The sequence below is a fragment of the Allobosea sp. LjRoot90 genome (assembly GCF_964254315.1).
Classification (GTDB): Bacteria; Pseudomonadota; Alphaproteobacteria; order Rhizobiales; family Beijerinckiaceae; genus Allobosea.
Window position 1 is genome coordinate 12,273 of sequence record NZ_CAXUTF020000010.1, and the last position, 20,579, is coordinate 32,851.

Sequence of the window (20,579 nt, forward strand, 5' to 3'; positions counted from 1 at the left end):
GCACGCGCAAGAGGCAGAATTGGCGTTGCCGCGCGGACCGGCAGCGCGCCCCGCGCAGGGCGCGGCTCGCCCCGGCGCAACAAGGGCTGTGAAGGAGCAATCTGCCCAGATAAAAGGCAGCGATGTCGCAGATCGCCCTTCCCTATCGGTCGACGAGCCCCTGGCTCGCCGAGGTCAAGGCCATGCTGGCGCTGAGCTGGCCGATGGTCCTGACCAATGTCGCGCAGACGGCGATGACTGCGACCGATGTCGTGATGATGGGCCAGCTCGGGCCGGATGCGCTGGCGGCCGGCGCGCTCGCCTCCAATCTCTACATGGCCTTCCTGATCTTCGGCATCGGCGTGATGGCGGCGGTCGCACCGATGGTCGCGATCGAGCTTGGGCGGAACCGGCACTCGGTTCGCGACGTGCGTCGCACCGTGCGCCAGGGGTTCTGGGTGGCGGCGACCATGGCCGGGCCGATGTGGCTCTGCCTCTGGCAGGCCGAGACGATCCTCAAGGCGATGGGCCAGGACCCAGCGCTGGCTGCAGCCGCCGCCTCCTATCTGCACACGCTGCAATGGGGTCTCCTGCCCTTCTATTGCTACCTCGTCCTGCGCGGCTTCCTGGCGGCTCTGCAGCGGCCGTTCTGGGTCTTCGTGACCGTGCTCTTCGCGGTCGTCTTCAATGCCTTCGCCAACTGGGTGCTGATGTTCGGGCGCCTCGGCTTTCCGGCGCTCGGCTTGCCCGGCTCCGGCATGGCGACGGCGCTGGCCTCGACCCTGATGTTCGCCGGCCTCGCCATGGTGGTCTCGCTCGACCGGCGCTTCCGGCGTTATCATCTGTTTGGCCGGTTCTGGCGGCCGGACTGGAGCCGCTACCGCGCCTTCTGGCGGATGGGCCTGCCGATCGGCACCACGGTCGGCTTCGAGGTGTGGATCTTCAACGGCGCCGCCTTCCTGATGGGACTGCTCGGCCCGACTTCGCTCGCCGCCCATGCGATCGCGATCCAGATCGCCTCGCTGTGCTTCATGGTGCCGATGGGCATTGGCCAGGCCGGAACAGTCAGGGTCGGGCGCGCCTTCGGCGCCGGCGACAGCGAGGGCATCGCCCGAGCCGGCGCGACGGCGCTCGTGCTCGCCACAGCGTTCATGTGCTTCACCGCCCTGCTGATGCTTCTGATCCCGCATTGGCTGGTCGTGCCGTTCCTCGACGCCAGCAAGCCGCGCGCTGCCGAGGTGGCGCAACTCGCCATGCTGTTCCTGTTCTATGCGGCGATCTTTCAGATCGTCGACGGCGTTCAGGTGGTCGGCGTCTCGATCCTGCGCGGCCTGCGCGACACGCGCGTGCCGATGCTGTTCGCCGGCCTCGGTTATTGGGGGATCGGCCTGCCGCTCTCGGCCGCGCTCGGCTTCCTCACACCACTCGCCGGCGTCGGCATCTGGATCGGGCTTGCGACCGGCCTTGCAATCGTCGCCGTGCTGATGCTGGCGCGCTGGTTCGCCCGCGAGCGGCTCGGTCTGACCAAGATAGTCAGCACGCAAGCCTCCTAGATTTAACGGCTTCCTATTTGCAAGAGTCCGCTAACTCTGAGTTGCACTTCCACGTGAATTGGCGGAGAATCTCGGGAACGTTCCCTCATGCTGCAACGCTGAAGGGGAGAAGGTCGTGACGCCGCAGGATATTGCGCTAGTCCGGTCGAGCTTTGCGCAGCTGCATCGGCGCAAGATCGAGACGGCATGCCTGTTCTATGAGCGGCTATTCACCACCGCGCCCAGCACACGGGCGCTCTTCAAGACGGATGATATCCAGGCCCAAGCGGCCAAGCTGATGGAAACGCTGATGGTCGCGCTCGCGATGCTCAACGATCCCGGCGGCCTCAATGTCCTGCTCGCGCGACTGGGCGAGCGCCATCGCACCTACGGCGTCCGACCGGAGCATTACGAGGCTGTCGGCAGCGCCCTGCTCTGGACCCTGGAGACGTCGCTGGGGGCCGATTTCACCACACAGACAAGGGCAGCCTGGACCGAGCTCTACGGCCAGATGGCGAAGACAATGTTGGCTGCCGAAACGCCCAGCCGACGTTCGGCCTAGCGCTTCCTAGAACTCTTCCCAGCCATCATCGCCGGCGCGGCCATTGGCAGCTTTGCGTGCAGGCGCGGCTGCAGCTGGGGCGGGCTCGCGGCGCGGCGGCGCGGCCTTGCTCTGAGCGAAGGCGGCCTCTGCGAGCTGGCGCAGCCGCTCCGGCTCGGAGCCATGGCCGCCAGTGTGAATGGCGGGTGCGGGCTGGCGCGGCGCGGCTGCGACGCGTGCCGGCGGACGCCGCGCTGGAGCGGCGGCGGCCGAGCGCAAGCTCGGCAGGGCTGCAGCGACCGGCGCGGCCAAGCCTGTGCCGGTGTCCGTCCGGAAGCTCGCCACCAGCGTGTTGAGCTCGCCGATGCGGCCCGACAGCGCCCCGGCCGAGGCGGCGCTCTGTTCGGCCAGCGCCGCATTGGCCTGGGTCATCTCGTCGAGATGGGCGACCGCCTGGCTCATCTCGTCGATGCCATGGGCCTGCTCGGCCGACGCCGCCGAGATCTCCTGGATCGTACCGGTGACCTTCTGCGAGGCTGACAGGATCTTCTCCAGCGAATCGCCGGCCTGGCGCACCAGCTTGACGCCGGTCTCGACCTCGCTGTTCGAGGAGGAGATCAGCCCGGAAATGTCCTTGGCCGCCTCGCTGGAGCGCTGCGCCAGCGTGCGGACCTCGCTGGCGACGACGGCAAAGCCCTTGCCGGCATCGCCGGCGCGGGCGGCCTCGACCGCTGCGTTGAGCGCCAGAAGATTGGTCTGGAAGGCGATGTCGTCGATCACCCGGATGATGTCGGAGATCTTCTTCGAGGCCTGCTCGATCCGGGCCATGGCCGCGACCGCCTCGCCGGCGATGGCGCCGCCATCCTGCGCCGCCTTCATCGCTTCCTCGGCGATCGCCGCCGCCTGGCGCGCGCCTTGCGCCGAAGCCTTCACCGAGGCTGCCAGCTCTTCGGTCGTTGCCGCTGTCTCTTCCAGCGACGAGGCCTGCTCCTCGGTGCGCTTCGACAGGTCGTCCGCGCCCATGTTGATCTCGCGCGCTGCCATGCCGACATCGGCCGAGGTCAACTGGATCGTCCTAACCGTCGTGGCGAGCCGCTCGATCGTCTCGTTGACTGCGTCCTTCAGTTCCGCAAAGCGGCCATGGTAGGCCGTCGGCACCTGCCGCGTGAGGTCCCCCGTCGCCAGCGCGCGCAATACCTCGACGAACTCAGTCGTGGCCGAATCGACCACCGCGTTGATCTCATTGATGCCGGCGACCAGCTTCTGCATCTGCTCATCGGCATCTTCGATCTGAAGCCTCGCCGAGAAATCGCCGGCGGCAGCGGCCGCGACAACCTCCCCGACATCCGAGACGACCGACGCCATCGCATCGGCCGAGCGGATCCGCGCCGCCGAAGCGGCACGCTCCTGTTCCTGCAACAGGGCAACCTGTTCCGTGCTCTGGCGCAGCACGGCAACCGCCCGCGCCATGTCGCCGAGCTCGTCCCGCCGTTTGGTATGCGGGACCGTGATGTCAGTCTCGCCGGCCGTGAGACGGCTCATGCTGGCCCCGAGATCGAGCAGCGGACGGGTGATCGAGCGCTGCGCAAACAGCACCGCCGCCGCGATCGAGGCGATGAGCGTCGAGAACAGCACCACAGGCAGGATCCACTGGATCTGACGCGTGAAGTCGGCAGCCTCGGCCGCAAGCCTGCTCCCAACTTCCTCATTGCGCTTGCCGAAAGCGACGAGCTGATCGTTCAAAGCCTTGCGATTGGCGCGGTTCAGGTCGTTATTGCCCTGCTGGTTGGCGGCGGCGGTCGAGACTTCCCGGCCGAGCCGGATCGTCTCGCTGCGGAACGCGATGAACTCCTCGACCGATTTCTGCAGCTTGAGCGCGGTCTCGCGCTCCTGCGCCGGCACCAGCGCGACGAGATCGGCGGCGAGCTTGCGCATCCCCGGAAAGCGCGCCTCCTTGGGCTTGGCGAAAGCTTCCGCGTCCCTGGCATCCTTCGACATATAGATGCCGCGGGAATCCATCACCACGGCGAAGACCTGCGTATTGATCCGTTCGGTCACCAGCGCGATTTCGCCCTGGACATCGGAGCGCGCGTTGAGATCGCTGGAGCGCGACAAGGCGTAGAGACTCAAGACCGCAGCGAGGATCGCGCCCGCGGCAACGATCCCCAACATCGCCAGCACCTTGAAGCGGATCGATTTCATGTTTTCGCTCGTGCTTCCGCACGAAGAGGTGCGGCACTTAAACTTTCGGCATGACCAGGCACCGAAGCCGAGAGGGCTTAGAAAGCTTTGCCAGTAATGGTTAAAGCCACTTTAAGGCGCCTTACATTCGTTCGAAGACTGATGAAAAACGCAGCGATACCTCATCTCTTCGCTGCATATCTGGGCAGATACACGTATGAAGCGAGACTCGCGCGACATGCAGTGGCGGCATATCGGGCTGTGACATTCCAGCCACGCTTTGCGCCCGCCATCATTTCGCCGCATTCTCTTCACCCCGGCGCCATGCGGGGCCGTGAAGTGGAGGGGGTCGACCGACAAGAACTCATTGGAACTTGTCGGCAATTCGCATGTTTCCGCTGCCAGCTGACCCACGAAGAGCCGAGTTATGTCCTCCCCCCAGCCTGACGCCTCCGCCACCTGTTCCCGCCGCCGCTTCCTGACGATGGCCTCGGCCTTCGTTCCTGTCGGCCTGGCCGGTTGCGTCACCGGCCCGCAGCAGCCCTACGAAGTCCGGTCGCCGGGTCACCAGAACGCCGCCTTCCTATCGATGTATGAGGAGCGGCCGGACGAGAAGCATCCGCTGCCGGCGACCGACATCGACGAGGTCGACACGCGTTTCCTGCGCCAGGAGGTCAACTACCGGACCCCGGAAGCGCCAGGCACGATCATTGTCGATACCTCGGCCCGCTATCTCTACCTGGTGCGCGAGAACGGCCGCGCCATCCGCTACGGCATCGGCGTAGGCAAGCAGGGAATGTCCTGGCGCGGCCGCGCCACCGTCGCCCGCAAGGCGGAATGGCCGCGCTGGACGCCGACCGCCGCCATGATCGCCCGCGAGCCGGAACGGAACAAGCCTTGGGCCGCCGGCATGGCGGGCGGGGTCGAGAACCCGCTCGGCGCGCGCGCGCTCTACCTTTACCAGGGCAACCGCGACACGCTCTACCGGATCCACGGTACCACGGAGCCATGGTCGATCGGCAAAGCCGTTTCCTCCGGCTGCATCCGCCTGTTCAACCAGGACATCATCGACCTGCACAGCCGCGTGCCGACCGGCACCACCGTGGTCGTGCTGAATCGCAATCCGATTTCCGAGCCGCAGCTCGACGAGACCGACGCTCCGCTTCCGCCGGACGACATCTAAGGTCGAGCCCCACCCACCTGGCCTACCCCGAAGGCGGCATTTGCAGCCGCCTTCGGCCATATGTCACGGCGGCGTTACCCACCATCGCCATATCGCCTGGAGGGCCTGTGCGCACGGCAGCGATTTGCCTCGGCGCAGTTTTGCGATACGCCCTGCTGGCCGGCAGGCCGCCGGACAGATGGTGAGAACGCCAGATGCGCGTGACGATGATCGGCTCAGGCTATGTCGGCCTGGTCTCTGGAGCCTGCTTCGCCGATTTCGGCCATGAGGTGACCTGCGTCGATACCGATGCCGGCAAGATCGCGGCCCTGAAGCGCGGCGAGATTCCGATCTTCGAACCCGGCCTCGACGACCTCGTCGCCAGCAATGTCCGCGCCGGGCGACTCTCCTTCACCACCGAGCTCGCCGGACCGGTCGCGGCGGCCGACGCCGTTTTCATCGCGGTCGGCACGCCGTCGCGCCGCGGCGATGGCCATGCCGACCTCTCCTATGTGCACCAGGCGGCGCGCGACGTCGTCGCGGCGATCGAGGGCTTCACCGTCGTCGTCACCAAGTCGACCGTGCCGGTCGGCACCGGCGACGAGGTCGAGCGGATCATGCGCGAGGCCCGGCCGGACGCCGACTTCGCCGTCGTCTCCAACCCGGAATTCCTGCGCGAGGGTGCCGCGATCGCGGATTTCAAACGGCCCGACCGCATCGTGATCGGGACCGAGGACGACCGCGCCCGCAAGGTGATGGAAGATATCTACCGGCCGCTCTATCTCAACGCCGCGCCGCTGCTGTTCACCACGCGGCGGACCTCGGAGCTGATCAAATACGCCGGCAACGCGTTCCTCGCGACCAAGATCACCTTCATCAACGAGATCGCCGATCTGTGCGAGCGGGTCGGTGCCAATGTCCAGGAGGTGGCGCGTGGCATCGGCCTCGACAACCGCATCGGCGGCAAGTTCCTGCATGCCGGGCCGGGCTATGGCGGCTCCTGCTTCCCGAAGGATACGCTCGCGTTGATCAAGACGGCGCAGGACATGGAAAGCCCCTTGCGCCTCGTCGAGACGGTGGTCGCGGTCAACGACCAGCGCAAGCGGGCGATGGCGCGCAAGGTGATCGCCGCCTGTGGCGGCTCGGTCAGGGCCAAGCGCATCGCCGTGCTCGGCCTCGCCTTCAAGCCCAACACCGACGACATGCGCGAGGCGCCGTCGCTGTCGATCGTGACGGCGCTGCTCGACGCCGGCGCCGAGGTCATCGCCTACGATCCCGAGGCGATGGCGAGCGCCAAGGCGCTGATGCCGGAGATCACCTACGCGCCCGACGCCTATTCCTGTCTCGACGGGGCCGACGCGCTGGTGATCGTGACCGAGTGGAACGCCTTCCGCGCGCTCGATCTCGACCGCGTCAAGGCGGCAATGCGACACCCCGTCGTGGTCGACCTGCGCAACATCTACCGCTCCGGCGAGATGCACGAGCGCGGCTTTACCTACGTCAACGTCGGCAACGCCTGAAGCGCCTGCTTTCGTGCCGCAAGTGTCGGATTTGGCCACCGCCTTGATAGCGTCATAAGCCGTCACCACCTTTCGATGCGACAGGGCGACCGCCTTGTCCAACATTGAGAGGAGATGACGATGACGCCGCAAGAACGCGACGTGATCGCCGGGATTTTCGACCGCCTACGTCAGGCGGCCAACCAGCCCCGCGACCCCGAGGCTGAACGGTTCATCGCTGACCGCCTCCGCGAGCAGCCTTATGCCGTCTATGCGATGGCGCAGTCGGTCTATGTGCAGGAGCAGGCGCTCACCAGCATGCAGGGCCAGATCGAGCAGTTGCAGGCCGAAGTCGAGCAATTGCGCAACCAGCCGCCCGCTCCCGCCCCGGCCCAGCAATCCGGTGGCTTCCTGTCGGGCATCTTCGGTGGCGGCTCGAGCCAGCCGGCCCGCAGCGGCTCGGTGCCGTCCTTCCCGCAGCGCGGCCAACCGCAGCCGGCCTCGCCGCCCTGGGGCAGCCAACCGGGCGCTCAGGGCATGGCGCCTCAGCAAGGTATGGGCGGGGCGCCCGGCCCCGGGCAGAACCAGGCGGCACAGCAGCCTCCAGCCCGAGGCGGCGGCGGCTTCATGGCGAGCGCGCTGACGACGGCGGCCGGCGTCGCCGGCGGCATGGTCGCCGGCAACATGCTGATGAACGCGCTCGGCGGCGGCAACAAGAGCGCGGCGAGCGAGGCCAAGCCGGCCGAAGCGAGCACCGCGGCAAACAAGGACGCCCCGCAGAACAGCGATACGGCCAAGGATACCCAGACGGCAGCCGACCAGCAGCCCGCGGCCGAGCCACAGCAGGCCCAGCCGGAGCCGACCTATCAGGATGCCAGCTATGACGATGGCAGCTATGATGACAGCTCGGGCGGCGGGGACGACGACTGGGCCTGAGTGCCGCCCAGCCCGTTGAAACGACGAGGCCCGCCTGGCGACAGGCGGGTCTTTTTTATTGAGATATAACAATCAAGGTGGCCGACGTGGCGAATGTTTCAATCGGATCGTCAGGAACGATCATTCAGGGGTGTTGTGTATGATTTTTGGTGACCTCAGAATCATCAGTACTGGTTGCAAAGCCTGAAGGTCGAGTGCCGAAAAGAACAAAAGAAACTAGAGTTATCCCCGTTCCACCGGGTGCAAGAACGTAAACGATATACCAGAAGAACGAGCGCTCCCCGTGAGCAAAAAGGAAACCGACAATAGCGGAGTATAGCCACCATAACCCCAAACCGAGGCACCATATACGAGTGATAACCCGCCCCATTCGACACACTCCACCAGCTTTTTTATGCGCCATGAGCGATCGGGCGACAACGGAATAAGGCTAACCGGGATAGTCTAAGAGTCCGTTGGATAGATCCAACCCTCATCCTGAGAAGGCCCGTAAGGACCGTCTCGAAGGATGAAGACTAGGCAATTCTCAAGAACTCTCAGATCACAAGGACCTTGGCGCCGACGCGCACGCGCTCATAGAGGTCGACCACATCCTCGTTGTTCATGCGGATGCAGCCCGAGGAGACGGCCTGGCCGATTGTGTTCGGCTCGTTGGTGCCGTGGATGCGATAGAGGGTCGAGCCGAGATACATGGCGCGCGCGCCCATCGGATTCTCGGGGCCGCCGGCCATGAAGCGCGGCAGATCGGGCCGGCGCTTCAGCATCTCGGCCGGCGGCGTCCAGCTCGGCCATTCGGCTTTGCGCGTCACAGCCTTCATCCCGGCCCATTCGAAGCCAGGACGGCCAACGCCGATGCCGTAGCGCAGGGCGCGCCCGCCGGGCTGGACCAGGAAGAGGAAACGGCGCGGCGTGTCGATGATGATGGTGCCCGCCTTGTGCGGGCCATCATAGGCGACTTCCTGCTTCTGAAAGCGCGGATCGAGGGTGCGGGCGATCGGCCGCTCGGCCGGCATCGGCTCACCGAGCGCAGCGGAGCGACGCTCCCGGCGCGGTTCCATCGGATCACCCTGGATCGGAACCGGTGCCTCATAATCGGAAAGGCGGCGCATCGCCGGCTGCTGGCCATAGGCGCCGCGTTGCGGCCGGTTGTAGACGGCGCCGCCACGGCCATAGCTGGGGTCCTGGCCGGTCATCAGCATCTCGATGAAGCCACCGCCATACTGGCCGCGGGCCGTGGAGCTCGTGACCATCGGATCGGCCGGACGCCAATAGGTCTGGGCGCTGGCCTGCCCCGACAGCTGCAAGGCGCCGCCGAGGACGACGAGGGGAACGACATAGAGCGGACGCATGACGCAACTCTCTCAACATGACAGGCGAGAAGCGTGAGGCGATGTGTTGAAATGAACGGTGAATCGTTGACTCTGCTCGTCCGGAAACTGGCTTAATCGCTGCAATTCCGGCGATTAACCTTAGCGATCCGCGAGCAAACGCGGTAAATGCTCCGTTCACGCTAACCGCTATAGCGAGAGACGGATTCACCGATCGGGTGGAATCAGCCTGATCGGATCCGGCTCTTGCGCAGCGCGAGCCACAGCCGCAACAACGTCCGGCAGCGCGCCACGTCGAAGGCCAGCATCAGCCCGCCATAGATGGCGACGCCAAGCGCGCCCTGCAGCAGCAGCTCAGGCAAGGGCGGCAAGCGTCCGGAAAGCGGCCAGACCGCCGCCACCATGACCGCGACCGCTGCAATGATGAGGCCGATGTCCCGCAATTTCGGCAGGACCGGCAAGGTTCGCAAGGCGACCCAGCCGGTGATGACGAGAACGATCAGGAAGCTCACCGTCTGGCCAAGCGCGAACCGCTCCGGCCCGGCGGCGCCGGCGCCGAAGACGATCGCGAGATTGGCGGCCAGCCCCGTGCAAGCGGCCAGGGTCACCATGCCGGTGCGCTTGCCGAGCAGGAAGACCGGATAAAGCCCACCGACGAAGATCGTAAGCGCGAAGAAACCCGGCAGCAGCAACAGCATGTAGGCGGCGAAGCGGCCGTGGAACGCCGCCGGCACGAGCAGCTTCTCGAAAGCCGGCAGCACGAGGAAGAGGCCGGCCGCCACCGGCAGCGCCACCATCGTTACGATCACGAGATTCTCGGCGATGCGCTTTTGCGCTGCCCGGCGACCCTTGGCCTCGTCGAGCCGAAGCACCTCGCGCAGCATGACGATCTCGAGCGTCGCGGCGAGCGTACCGAACAGGCGCAGGCCCATATCGGCGGCGAGCGAGAAATAGCCGGCCTCGGCAAAGCCATAGGCATCGGCGAGCAGCGAGCGGTTGAGCAGCGGGATCAGCGAATAGATCGCGTTGGCGCCGACGAGCGGCAGCGCATAGCGTGCAAAATCGAGCGCGAGATCGCGCCGTGCCGCCGACCAGACGAGCGGCGCGTCGGCAAGCGACCGGCGCACGGCAAGCAAGGCCGCCATCACGCTGATAACGCCGCCGAACATCACGATCGTCGGGTCGCGCGTCCACCAGGCGCCGCCGACCATCAGGACCAGCGCCAGCACATTCTTGACGATGACCAGGCGGGCATAGGCCGCATCGAGGAAGCGGGCCCGGGCGATCGCGCCGTGATAGTCGAACAGGCCGGCACAGATGCCGCCCAGCACCGACGCCGCAACCAGCATGGCCGGCAGGCCGAAATCGACCCCAGCGACGACCGCAGCGACGAGCAACCCGGTGAGCGCGATGGTCATGCCTGCGCTCAGCACATCGAGGGTCGCCCTGATCTGCGGCTGTTCCTCCCGGCTCTTCTGCGAGTAGAAACGGACGGTCGACAGCCTGATCCAGTCGAGCAGCGCGGTGTTGAGCACGACGATGATCGCCGCGCCGATGGCATAGCGGCCGAATTCGGCGGGGCCGAGGAAATAGGCGATGAGCAGCCCGAGGGCGAAGTTCAGCCCGGCATTGATCACGAAGGGCAGCAGAACGGTCATGACGCCATCGCGAAGGGGCAGACCAGCTCGGGACCGGCGATGCATGACTGCGCTGATTCCGCCCAATCGCCAAACCGCAGATATCCAGGCGGAAGCCGACCAGCTCTCGCTCTCCGCCATCGCGGCAGGCTGAGCCGATGCCAGGCGATCCGCTGTTCTATCTCGTCGGCTGGACCACGACCCTGCTCATGGGCATCGGCAAGGGTGCCTTCGGCGGCGGGCTCGCCATCCTCGGTATTCCGCTGCTGGCGCTGGTGGTCGATCCCCTGCAGGCCGCGATCATGGTGGCGCTGCTGGTCGCGGCGATGGACCTTGTCGCAATCGGCAGCTTCGGCGCCTCGACCTGGTCGAAGCCGGATCTCGCCTGGCTGATACCCGGCCTGATCACCGGCATCGCGATCGGCTATGCGGTCTTCCTCATCGTCGATGCGCGCGTGGTGACGCTGACCATCGGGCTCATCACCCTCGCCTTCACGGGCCATTGGTTCCTGCGCGGGCGTGTCGCGCCTCCCGGCCAGCTGCCCGTCTCGCCGCCATTGGCACTGCTGGCCGGCACGGCCTCGGGCTTCACCACCTTTGTCGCCCATGCTGGGGGGCCACCCGTCGCCATGTACCTGTTGGCGCGCGGGCTCTCCAAGACCGCCTTCGTCGGCACGACCATCGCCTTCTTCATGCTCGGCAACCTCCTGAAGCTGCCGCCCTATCTGGCCCTGGGCTTAAAGCAGCCACAGGCGCTCTGGGCGGCGCTTGTGCTGCTGCCGGCCGCGCCGATCGGTGTCTGGATCGGCCGCTGGCTGCATAACCGGCTCGATCAGAAGCGGCTGTTCTTCGCCTGCTATCTGCTGCTGGCGGTGGCGGCGTTGAAGCTGACGGCAGACGCCGCGCTGGCATTGCTGCGATAGCAGCATGGCAGGAGCGCGAGCGGCCCATCTTTGCAACGTACCGCATTGGCCCTAAGCGATCCGTCATGACCGCTTTGCCCGCCCTTCGCGACGCCACCGACGCCGATTCGGAGCCGCTTGCCGCCTTGATCGCCGCGACTTTCGCCGAATATCCGAACTGTTTCTTCGACTGGTCGGAATTCCCCGAGCTGCGCCGCCCGGCCAGCTATTATGCGCAGAAGGGCGGCAGGCACTGGGTCGCGGATGGGCCGGATGGCCGCATCGTTGGTTCGATCGCCGTCGTGCCGGTGCCCGACCAGAATGCGGTCGAGTTGTTCAAGGTCTATGCCGACCCGAGCCAGCGCGGCAGCGGCCTGGCGCAAGCTCTGTTTGCGCAGACTCTTGCTTTCGCCGAGGCCGGCGGTTACGGCGAGATGATGCTGTGGTCGGACAGCAAATTCGCCCGCGGCCATCGCTTCTACGAGAAACTCGGCTTCGTGCGCTGGCCGGGCGAGCGCTACCTCGCCGACATCTCCTCCACCTGGGAATACCATTTCCGCAAGCCGCTCACTGCGGCGCGGCCATGAACGCCAACACGGCGCTGCGGGCCGCGTTCGGCATCGCGCTGCTCACCGCGATGGATGCGGTCATCAAGGCGCAGATGCAGCAGCATCCGTTCCTGCTGGCGCTGTTCATGCGCTTTGCCATGGGCGGCCTATGCGCGCTCGTGGTGCTCGCCTTCATGCGCCCCGCCTTTCCGACGCGAGCCAGCCTGATCGGCAATTCGTTACGCGTGCCGGTGGTGATCCTGACCGCCGGCAGCTTCTTTTATTCGGTCTCGGTGCTGCCGCTAGCCGAGGCGCTGACGCTGTCCTTCCTCGCGCCGGTCTTCGTCGCTTTGCTTGGCGCCCTGATCCTGAAGGAACGGCTCGACGGACGCATCCTGCAGGCGCTCGGCTTTGGCCTCGCCGGCATGCTGGTGATGGTCTGGCCGCGCTTGCAGGGCGGCGTCACCGGCGCCGAGCTCGGCGTCGCCGCGGCGCTGTTCTCCGCGGTCTCCTATGCCTTCAACCTGATCCTGCTACGGCGGATCGCGGTGAAAGAGCACCCGGCGATCATCGTGCTGTTCCAGAATGCCGGGCCGGCGCTGTGCCTGGCCTGGCCGGCCTATTTCGTCTTCATGCCGATGAGCGGCGGCGATCTGCTCGCCTATCTCGGCGCCGGTGCGCTCGGCGTCGCCGGGCACCTCTCGCTGACTTCGGCCTTTGCTCGCGCCCCCGCCTCCCGGCTGGCGCCGATCGAATATACGGCGCTGGTCTGGGCCAGCCTGCTCGGCTGGTCCGTCTTCGGTGAAGTACCACTCTGGACCACCTTTGCCGGCGCGGTGCTGATCGTCGCGGGCGCCTTCGCCGTCAGCCGGCGCTGAGCCCCCGCCGCAAAATCGCCTGCTTGGTCGGACTTCTGCACGGAACGCCTCACGGGAAGCGCCCGCCGCTCATGCCCTCCTTCCGCACCAACGGCGATTGATCAGGGCATGCAGCGCCCCGGCCCCGCTGTTCGCGTCCTTCGCGAACCTGGCCTCGCCGTCGCGCTCTGCCTGCATCTTGCCCTGCTTGGCGCCCTGCTCGCCGTCCGCGCCTTCAGCGGCTTCGTTCCGGTCAGCGAGGCGAGCATCGAGGTCGAGCTGGTCGGCCCGGAGGCGCTGACGCCGGTTTCACCACCGCCGCCCCCGGTGCAGGTACCCGCCCCTCCACCGACAACCGAGATCGTGCCACCCCCGCAAGCGGTCCCCATCACACCACCTCCGGACAAACTGACCGCCCCGCCCGTCCCACCCCTGGCCGAGCCGCCGGCTATGATCACCGCCCGGACGTTGCATTCCGAGAGCGTGCTGGCCAGTCCCCGGAGCCGCGGGACGCGCGAGGCGCTGAAGACGCTCGAAGCCGCCGAGCGCATCGAGCAGCTCTGCAATCTCGAGGCGATGAGCCAGATCCATGCCTGGAAGGCCGAGTTCGAGCCCGACCGCGTCGTGGCTTTTGCAATGGCCGGCACGAAAGCATCCAGGACCGCGCTGGAAGCGGAAGGAGCCGCCTTCCGCAGCCGCAAGCAATGGTACGGCTTGCGATTCCGCTGCGAGATGACGGCGACTGGCAAGGTCGCCGGCTTCCAGTTCCGCGTCGGCGAGGCGATCCCGCGCAGCGAATGGGCGGCACATGATCTGCCGCCCGAGCATTAATCTGTTGCGATCGCCTCAGACCGGCTTGCTGCAATAGGCCTCGAGCCGGTAGCCGTCGGGATCGACGACGAAGGCGGCGTAGTAGTCGGGGCCATATGACTCGCGCAGGCCCGGCTTGCCATTGTCGGTGCCACCCGCCGCCAGCGCCGCGGCATGGAAGGCATCGACGCTCTGGCGCGTCGGCGCGACGAAGCAGAAATGCAAATTGGAGTCGCGATCCGGCGGCACTGGCGCCGAGACCACGCCGATCCAGAGGCCGACGCCCCCCTTGCCATAGCCGAGCGAGCCTTCATCCGCACTGAGGCAGTCATAGCCGAGCGCGCCGAGCGCTCCGTCATAGAAGCGTTTCGTGCGGGCGATCTCGCGAACGCCGATTGAGATGTGATCGAACATGGCTTTCGTCTCCCTTTCAGATTTCGATGCGTTTCGCCCGGAAATCGGCCTGGACCTTCCAGGTAGTTCCACCGTCGCGCGAGTGGTCGCCGATCCAATGAAACGAGTCCGGCGTGATCTCGGTGAAGCGCCAGCGGATCGCAGTGCCGTCATCGAGCTTGCCGTGCTGGACGATGTCCCGGCCATCGGCACGGCCGATCTGGTGCGTGTAGTATTGCTTGACCGGGTCGTTCCAGCGGATGTGCCAGGCGTCCTGGCCGGGGTCGTAGATGCGCAGCGTCGTGCCGTGGAAGAAGCCGGGCAGGCTCCAGACATCCTGCACGGCGCGCCCACCGAGCACCCAGCCGAAGCGGATTTCGCCCTTCGCCTCATTGCGCTGACCGTCCTCGGTATGGATCACCGCCTCCATGGTCCAGGCGCCGACAAACTGGCCGTAGAGGGCGAGCTTCTCCGCATATTCGGGCGCCGGCCCGTCAGCGATGAGGACATCGGCCAGCGTCGATGGCGCTGCTGTCATGATCGGGCTCCGTCTTGATCAACTTGGCGCCAGCTAGACCCGAAGCGCCGGGCCTTGCTTGGGAAAAACTGCTAAACTCGCCAGCATGACCGCGACCACTCATCTTCTGGCATCGGGCCCCGGCTGGCGCGTCAGTGACATCGTCTGCACCGCCGGACCGAAGGACCGCGCCTTCGAGGAAGAGCACCCGCATCACTGCATCGCCATCGTCCGCAGCGGCTCCTTCCGATATCGCTCATCGCAAGGCAGCGCTGTGCTGGCGCCGGGCTCGCTGCTGCTCGGCAATCGCGGCGCCTGCTTCGAATGCGGGCATGAGCATGCGGCCGGCGACCGCTGCCTCGCCTTCCAGTTCGAGCCGGCCTATCTTGAAGGCATCATCGCGGCCGTGCCCGGCGCCCGGCGCAGCGATTTCAGGCTGGCACATCTCCCGCCCCTCCCCGCACTGGCCGGCCTCCTGGCCGAAGCGGAAGCCGTTGCTGATGATCCCGACAGGCTTGAGGAGACCGCGATGCGCCTCGCCGGTACGGTGGCTAGCGTATTATCGGGGACTGAACCTGGAACCGATACGCCGAGCGCCCGCGACCAGCGCCGGATCACCAATGCGCTGCGCCATATCGAAGCGCATTGCGAAGAGGCGCTCTCGCTCGATGCGCTGGCTGGGCAGGCGACGATGAGCCCCTATCATTTCCTGCGCACCTTCCGGGCGCTGGTCGGGATGACGCCGCATCAATATGTGCTGCGCACCCGCCTGCACCGGGCGGCATTGCTGCTGCGCCGGACCGACTTGCCGGTCGCCGGCATCGCCTTCGACTGCGGCTTCGGCGATCTCTCGACCTTCAACCGACGCTTCAAGCGGGTGATGGGTGCGAACCCGAGCGACTATCGCAGAGCCTGAGCGGCGCTCAGCGCCTTGCCCAACGGTGATAGGTCAGGGCGAGCGCGATGCAGTGGGCCAGTGGCTCGGCCGGCGGCTCGCTCCCGGCAACGAAGATCAGCGCCCGATTGCCCTCATAGCTGAATTGCCCGGGATAGTGGCGCCTGAACGTCTCGATCAGGCTCGTCTGGCAATGAACATAGAGCGCGTAATGCGTCAGTGAGCCCTTCAGTGCGCCCGCGCGCACGGTCGTTCCTGTCCTCGGCCGCTTGGGCAGCCAGGCAAGCTCGCCCCATTTCAGCGTCTCAGTCAGCGGCCCGATGTCGGGATTCGCGGCCGCAACAGCGAGGATCGTCTGGCGCAGGCGCAGCATGGGCGGCCGAAGCGGCTCCGGCAGAGACCGGAATTTCGCCTCGACGGCCTCGTCGGCGAATGGCGCGAACGTCAAGAACCGCTCCTGTTCAGAGGCAGGTGCGGCCGGCCGTTCAGCGCCCTGCGCCCACCTTAGCGCCGAAGATCATGCAGGTCTCGGTCCCGTGCGCCAACAGCTTGCCTTGCGCATCGACCAACCTGCCCTCGCTCGTGGCGACCGAGCCGCCGCGGTGAATCAGCCTGCCCTCGCAGCGTACCGGGCCGTTGCCGGGCATGACCGGGCGGACATAGTTCAGCTTCATCTCCAGCGTCGTGTAACCCTCGCCGGCCCGCAGCGTCGAATGCACGGCGCAGGCCATAGCGGAATCGAGGATCGTCGCCGTCCAGCCACCATGGATCGTGCCGAGCGGATTGAAGAAGCGCGGCGAGGGCTTGCCGACAAAGACCGCCCTGCCCTCCTCGACTTCAGCGATGTCGAAATCCATCGCATCGGCGAAGGGCGGGCCGGGATGGCGTCCCTCGATCATCCCGCGCAGGAAGGACACGCCGTCCTCCGCGAGCAGAACATCGCGGCTGACGACACCGATCTCTCGGGACATATCCGACTCCATCTATATCGTGTAGATGCACGATAGAGATGGAGTTGGATTGAGGTCAAGCGCGCCAGTTCGGCTCAGCTGGCCTGCCGAGCCGCCCGCCTGATCGCTTTCAGGCTGTCGCGCGTCTCGCTCCAGCGCTGCTGGCCGAGCCCGCCTTCGATCCTGTCCTGCGCCGCGCGCCAATAGGGGATCGCCGCCTCGATCGCGGCGCGGCCCTTTTCTGTGACCGCATAGGTCAGCGCACGGCCCTTGCAGTCGACGGGCTCGATCAGCTTCTCGGCAGCAAGCAGCTGCAAATTGCGCGTCAGCGAGGTGCGCTCCAGCGCGAAGCGGTCGGCGAGTTCGGTGACAGAGCGCCAGGCGCCGGTCGAGAGCGCCGAGAGCAGCACGAACTGGGTGATCTTGAGGCCGCTCGGCCGCATCGCCTCGTCATAGGCGCGGGTCACGGCCCGCGCCGTCATCCGGACATGCAGCACGACACAGGAGCGGGCGATGTCGTCGAGGTGAAGATCGGGCGTTAGCGTCGTCATCTCGCCACGATAGCCGGTTTAACGTGCCGCCGCAGCAGCGCAGATCGGCGACCGGTGGCCGCGTTCACCTTTCGCACAGCGGATTCCTTGACTCCTGCAGGCCTCAGGCCTATCTCCGCGACGTCCGTTAGCACTCACTTGGTGAGACTGCTAACAGACCCCTTTCACGGGCCAGACTCGCGCCCGTCCAGAATACGACCGAGAGGAAGACTGAACCATGAAGTTCCGTCCGCTGCATGACCGCGTTGTGGTCCGTCGCCTTGATGGCGAAGAGAAGACCAAGGGTGGCATCATCATCCCCGATACCGCCAAGGAAAAGCCCCAAGAGGGCGAAATCGTCTCCGTCGGCCCCGGCGCCCGCGACGAAGCCGGCAAGCTGGTTCCCCTCGATGTCAAGAAGGGCGATCGCGTCCTCTTCGGCAAGTGGAGCGGCACCGAAGTCAAGATCGACGGCCAGGATCTCCTGATCATGAAGGAATCCGACATCATGGGCGTCATCGGCTGAACAGCCTGACGACCCTTCAAGCCCTCAATCAGGAGTAGTCTCATGGCTGCCAAAGAAGTCCGCTTTTCCACCGATGCCCGCGACAAGATGCTGCGCGGCGTCGAGATCCTGAACAACGCCGTCAAGGTCACGCTCGGTCCCAAGGGCCGCAACGTCGTGATCGAGAAGTCGTTCGGCGCCCCGCGCATCACCAAGGACGGCGTCACCGTCGCCAAGGAGATCGAGCTCGCCGACAAGTTCGAGAACATGGGCGCCCAGATGGTGCGCGAAGTGGCCTCGAAGCAGAACGACGCAGCCGGTGACGGCACCACGACCGCGACGGTTCTCGCCGCTGCGATCATGCGCGAAGGCCTGAAGTCGGTCGCCGCCGGCATGAACCCGATGGACCTGAAGCGCGGCATCGATCTCGCCGTCGAGGCCATCGTCGCTGACCTGAAGAAGAACTCGAAGAAGGTCACCTCGAACGCGGAAGTCGCGCAGGTCGGCACCATCTCGGCGAACGGCGATGAGTCGGTCGGCAAGATGATCGCGACCGCGATGCAGAAGGTCGGCAACGAGGGTGTCATCACCGTCGAGGAAGCCAAGACCGCCGAGACCGAGCTCGACGTCGTCGAGGGCATGCAGTTCGACCGTGGCTATCTCTCGCCCTACTTCATCACCAACGCCGAGAAGATGGTCGCCGAGCTCGAGGACCCCTACATCCTCATCTTCGAGAAGAAGCTGTCGTCGCTCCAGGCGATGCTGCCGATCCTCGAGGCCGTCGTGCAGACCGGCAAGCCGCTGCTGATCATCGCCGAGGACGTCGAGGGCGAGGCTCTCGCCACGCTCGTCGTCAACAAGCTCCGTGGCGGCCTCAAGGTCGCGGCCGTCAAGGCTCCGGGCTTCGGTGATCGCCGCAAGGCCATGCTCGAGGACATCTCGATCCTGACCGCCGGCCAGATGATCTCGGAAGACCTCGGCATCAAGCTCGAGACCGTGACGCTCAACATGCTCGGCCGCGCCAAGAAGGTGCGCATCGAGAAGGAGAACACCACGATCATCGACGGCGCCGGCAAGAAGAAGGACATCGAGGGCCGCGTTTCGCAGATCAAGGCGCAGATCGAGGAGACTTCCTCGGACTACGACCGTGAGAAGCTCCAGGAGCGTCTGGCCAAGCTCGCCGGCGGCGTCGCGGTCATCCGCGTCGGCGGCGCGACCGAGGTCGAGGTCAAGGAGAAGAAGGACCGCGTCGACGACGCCCTGAACGCGACCCGCGCGGCCGTCGAAGAAGGCATCCTGCCGGGTGGCGGCGTCGCTCTCCTGCGCGCGCTCCAGACCGTCAAGGCGATCAAGACCCAGAACGACGACCAGAAGACCGGCGTCGAGATCGTCCGCAAGGCGATCACGTCCCCGGCCAAGCAGATCGTCGACAACGCCGGCGATGACGGCGCGGTCGTGGTCGGCAAGCTGCTCGAGTCGAAGGACTACGCCTACGGCTACAACGCCCAGACCGGCGAATACGGCGATCTGGTCAAGATGGGCATCATCGACCCGACCAAGGTCGTGCGTACGGCGATCCAGGACGCGGCTTCGATCGCCGGCCTGCTGATCACCACCGAGGCGATGATCGCCGAGGCGCCGAAGAAGGACTCCCCGATGCCCCAGATGGGCGGCGGCGGCATGGGCGGCATGGACTTCTGATCCAGCCCTCAGTCTCGACAAGAATGGAAGGCCCGGCGCAAGCCGGGCCTTTTTCCGTTTGCCGGCGCGTCTTGCAAACGACATCGCTCCGTAAACGCCCTGACTCAGGCGCTGGGCAGAGTTCGGCTTTCTCGCCGGAGTTCCCACCATGCTCACGCGCCGCCTGCTGCTTGCCGGACTTGGTACGGTCGCCGCTTCGCCTACCCTTGCCCAGCAGGATGACTGGCGTCAGAGCATCCGGGAAATCCGCTTCGGCGTCTCCTCGGCGGAGAATGAGGCGGCGGCGATCGCCCGCAACCAGCCGATGGTCGACTATCTGGCGAAGAGGCTCGGCGTCCCGGTGAAGATCTACCGGGTCAGCGACTATGCCGGCTTGGTCGAGGCGATGCGCGCCGACCAGCTCGAGTTCTCGCGCTTCGGACCAGCGGTGTACTCACTCGGCCGGCGCGTGCTCGGCGACAAGCTCCAGCCGCTGTTCCGCGATGTCGATAACAACGGCCAGGAAGGCTATTACTCGGTCGTGGTCGTGCGCGCCGACAGCCCCTATCGCACGGTCGCCGACCTCAAGGGCAAGAGCTTCGCGTTCGCCGATCCGAATTCGACCTCCGGCTACGCCTTTCCCGCCTATTTCCTGCGCAAGCAGGGCTTTGATCCGCAGGCGCATTTCAGTGGGACGGTCTTCTCAGGCGGTCACGACAATTCGGTGCTCGCGCTGGTCCGCGGCCAGTTCGACGGCGTCGCGACCTACCAGGTCAACGAGAATTCCGGCGTGGTGCAGCGACTGGCGCTGCGCGGGATGATCCCGGCCGGCGCGACACGGGTGATCTGGACCTCACCGCTCATTCCGGCGAGCCCGTTCTCGACACGCGCCAACCTGCCGCAAGGGCTCAAGGACGCGTTTGTCGCGGCAATGATGGCGATGAAGGACGAGGCCCCCGACGTCTTCAAAGCCTTCACCGACGGCCAAGTCTCGCGCTATGCGCCAGCGAAACATGAAGACTATCTCGACGTCATCGCCGTGACCGAGGAGCTGGAGGCGCGTCGCAAGCAGAAGCCGGGTGGTTGAGCCGAACTTGGCAATTGCGCGCTTTGCACAAGGAAGAGGCTCCGCAGGCTTGCATCGACTTTGGTTGTAAGCCTTAGTTCGCGACGGGTGCGGCATCCTGCCGCGCCCAC

General features: G+C 66.0%; 21 protein-coding genes. 13 read left to right on the forward strand and 8 right to left on the reverse strand.

Annotated elements, in window-relative coordinates; all coding sequences use genetic code 11:
* Nucleotides 1–122: 122 nt before the first annotated feature.
* Nucleotides 123–1,532 carry an MATE family efflux transporter gene (locus ACSQ3M_RS25790; protein WP_436152934.1) on the forward strand — a complete coding sequence of 470 codons (1,410 nt, stop codon included), beginning with the start codon at nucleotides 123–125 and terminating at the stop codon, nucleotides 1,530–1,532.
* A gap of 115 nt (nucleotides 1,533–1,647) precedes the next feature.
* Nucleotides 1,648–2,073, forward strand: a complete 426-nt coding sequence (locus ACSQ3M_RS25795; protein WP_436152935.1) for a globin domain-containing protein — start codon at nucleotides 1,648–1,650, stop codon at nucleotides 2,071–2,073.
* 6 nt (nucleotides 2,074–2,079) lie between these two features.
* On the opposite strand, the gene ACSQ3M_RS25800 is transcribed toward ACSQ3M_RS25795, so the two are convergent.
* Entirely contained in the window at nucleotides 2,080–4,254 is a 2,175-nt protein-coding gene (locus tag ACSQ3M_RS25800) for a methyl-accepting chemotaxis protein (protein WP_436152936.1), read from the reverse strand.
* A gap of 463 nt (nucleotides 4,255–4,717) precedes the next feature.
* On the opposite strand from ACSQ3M_RS25800, the gene ACSQ3M_RS25805 reads away from it, so the two are divergent.
* From ACSQ3M_RS25805 to ACSQ3M_RS25815, 3 genes are all read left to right on the forward strand, one after another.
* Nucleotides 4,718–5,416 carry a L,D-transpeptidase gene (locus ACSQ3M_RS25805; protein ID WP_436153050.1) on the forward strand — a complete coding sequence of 233 codons (699 nt, stop codon included), beginning with the start codon at nucleotides 4,718–4,720 and terminating at the stop codon, nucleotides 5,414–5,416.
* A gap of 194 nt (nucleotides 5,417–5,610) precedes the next feature.
* Nucleotides 5,611–6,915 carry a UDP-glucose dehydrogenase family protein gene (locus tag ACSQ3M_RS25810; protein WP_436152937.1) on the forward strand — a complete coding sequence of 435 codons (1,305 nt, stop codon included), beginning with the start codon at nucleotides 5,611–5,613 and terminating at the stop codon, nucleotides 6,913–6,915.
* A gap of 120 nt (nucleotides 6,916–7,035) precedes the next feature.
* Nucleotides 7,036–7,830 carry a DUF2076 domain-containing protein gene (locus ACSQ3M_RS25815; RefSeq protein WP_436152938.1) on the forward strand — a complete coding sequence of 265 codons (795 nt, stop codon included), beginning with the start codon at nucleotides 7,036–7,038 and terminating at the stop codon, nucleotides 7,828–7,830.
* A gap of 536 nt (nucleotides 7,831–8,366) precedes the next feature.
* Here the strand turns inward: ACSQ3M_RS25815 and ACSQ3M_RS25820 are convergent.
* Nucleotides 8,367–9,179, reverse strand: coding sequence for a L,D-transpeptidase (locus tag ACSQ3M_RS25820; protein ID WP_436152939.1), 813 nt, complete (start codon nucleotides 9,177–9,179; stop codon nucleotides 8,367–8,369).
* A 203-nt stretch (nucleotides 9,180–9,382) separates the two neighbouring features.
* Nucleotides 9,383–10,816 carry a lipopolysaccharide biosynthesis protein gene (locus tag ACSQ3M_RS25825; protein WP_436152940.1) on the reverse strand — a complete coding sequence of 478 codons (1,434 nt, stop codon included), beginning with the start codon at nucleotides 10,814–10,816 and terminating at the stop codon, nucleotides 9,383–9,385.
* Between the two features lie 137 nt (nucleotides 10,817–10,953).
* Here ACSQ3M_RS25825 and ACSQ3M_RS25830 point away from each other — a divergent pair, with 137 nt between their 5' ends.
* The 4 genes from ACSQ3M_RS25830 to ACSQ3M_RS25845 all read left to right on the forward strand — a co-directional run bounded on the left by ACSQ3M_RS25830 (nucleotide 10,954) and on the right by ACSQ3M_RS25845 (nucleotide 13,933).
* Nucleotides 10,954–11,718, forward strand: a complete 765-nt coding sequence (locus ACSQ3M_RS25830) for a sulfite exporter TauE/SafE family protein (RefSeq protein WP_436152941.1) — start codon at nucleotides 10,954–10,956, stop codon at nucleotides 11,716–11,718.
* 65 nt (nucleotides 11,719–11,783) lie between these two features.
* The gene (locus ACSQ3M_RS25835) at nucleotides 11,784–12,284 is read left to right on the forward strand and encodes an N-acetyltransferase family protein (protein WP_436152942.1); all 501 of its coding nucleotides are present in this window, start codon (nucleotides 11,784–11,786) and stop codon (nucleotides 12,282–12,284) included.
* The gene (locus ACSQ3M_RS25840; protein ID WP_436152943.1) at nucleotides 12,281–13,123 is read left to right on the forward strand and encodes a DMT family transporter; all 843 of its coding nucleotides are present in this window, start codon (nucleotides 12,281–12,283) and stop codon (nucleotides 13,121–13,123) included. The genes ACSQ3M_RS25835 and ACSQ3M_RS25840 overlap by 4 nt, the downstream gene beginning before the upstream one ends.
* A gap of 108 nt (nucleotides 13,124–13,231) precedes the next feature.
* The gene (locus tag ACSQ3M_RS25845) at nucleotides 13,232–13,933 is read left to right on the forward strand and encodes a DUF930 domain-containing protein (protein ID WP_436152944.1); all 702 of its coding nucleotides are present in this window, start codon (nucleotides 13,232–13,234) and stop codon (nucleotides 13,931–13,933) included.
* A gap of 15 nt (nucleotides 13,934–13,948) precedes the next feature.
* Here the strand turns inward: ACSQ3M_RS25845 and ACSQ3M_RS25850 are convergent, their stop codons facing one another.
* A complete protein-coding gene (locus tag ACSQ3M_RS25850; protein ID WP_436152945.1) occupies nucleotides 13,949–14,326 on the reverse strand; it encodes a VOC family protein in 378 nt (125 codons plus the stop codon).
* 16 nt (nucleotides 14,327–14,342) lie between these two features.
* Nucleotides 14,343–14,843 carry a hypothetical protein gene (locus ACSQ3M_RS25855; protein WP_436152946.1) on the reverse strand — a complete coding sequence of 167 codons (501 nt, stop codon included), beginning with the start codon at nucleotides 14,841–14,843 and terminating at the stop codon, nucleotides 14,343–14,345.
* An 85-nt stretch (nucleotides 14,844–14,928) separates the two neighbouring features.
* Here ACSQ3M_RS25855 and ACSQ3M_RS25860 point away from each other — a divergent pair, with 85 nt between their 5' ends.
* Nucleotides 14,929–15,738, forward strand: coding sequence for a helix-turn-helix domain-containing protein (locus ACSQ3M_RS25860; protein ID WP_436152947.1), 810 nt, complete (start codon nucleotides 14,929–14,931; stop codon nucleotides 15,736–15,738).
* Nucleotides 15,739–15,745: 7 nt separating this feature from the next.
* Here ACSQ3M_RS25860 and ACSQ3M_RS25865 read toward each other — a convergent pair whose 3' ends face one another.
* The 3 genes from ACSQ3M_RS25865 to ACSQ3M_RS25875 all read right to left on the reverse strand — a co-directional run bounded on the left by ACSQ3M_RS25865 (nucleotide 15,746) and on the right by ACSQ3M_RS25875 (nucleotide 17,218).
* Complete coding sequence (locus ACSQ3M_RS25865) at nucleotides 15,746–16,165, reverse strand: DUF1801 domain-containing protein (protein WP_436152948.1); 420 nt, start codon at nucleotides 16,163–16,165, stop codon at nucleotides 15,746–15,748.
* Nucleotides 16,166–16,202: 37 nt separating this feature from the next.
* On the reverse strand, nucleotides 16,203–16,688 hold the full coding sequence (locus ACSQ3M_RS25870; protein WP_436152949.1) for a PaaI family thioesterase: 486 nt from the start codon (nucleotides 16,686–16,688) through the stop codon (nucleotides 16,203–16,205).
* Nucleotides 16,689–16,762: 74 nt separating this feature from the next.
* Entirely contained in the window at nucleotides 16,763–17,218 is a 456-nt protein-coding gene (locus ACSQ3M_RS25875; protein WP_436152950.1) for a MarR family winged helix-turn-helix transcriptional regulator, read from the reverse strand.
* 217 nt (nucleotides 17,219–17,435) lie between these two features.
* Between ACSQ3M_RS25875 and groES the strand changes: the two genes are divergently transcribed.
* From groES to phnD, 3 genes are all read left to right on the forward strand, one after another.
* Nucleotides 17,436–17,723, forward strand: a complete 288-nt coding sequence (gene groES, locus ACSQ3M_RS25880; RefSeq protein ID WP_436152951.1) for a co-chaperone GroES — start codon at nucleotides 17,436–17,438, stop codon at nucleotides 17,721–17,723.
* 42 nt (nucleotides 17,724–17,765) lie between these two features.
* A complete protein-coding gene (gene groL / locus ACSQ3M_RS25885; RefSeq protein WP_436152952.1) occupies nucleotides 17,766–19,403 on the forward strand; it encodes a chaperonin GroEL in 1,638 nt (545 codons plus the stop codon).
* 148 nt (nucleotides 19,404–19,551) lie between these two features.
* Nucleotides 19,552–20,469 (forward strand): phosphate/phosphite/phosphonate ABC transporter substrate-binding protein, encoded by a 918-nt coding sequence (gene phnD, locus ACSQ3M_RS25890; protein WP_436152953.1) that lies wholly within the window; start codon nucleotides 19,552–19,554, stop codon nucleotides 20,467–20,469.
* Nucleotides 20,470–20,579 lie beyond the last annotated feature (110 nt).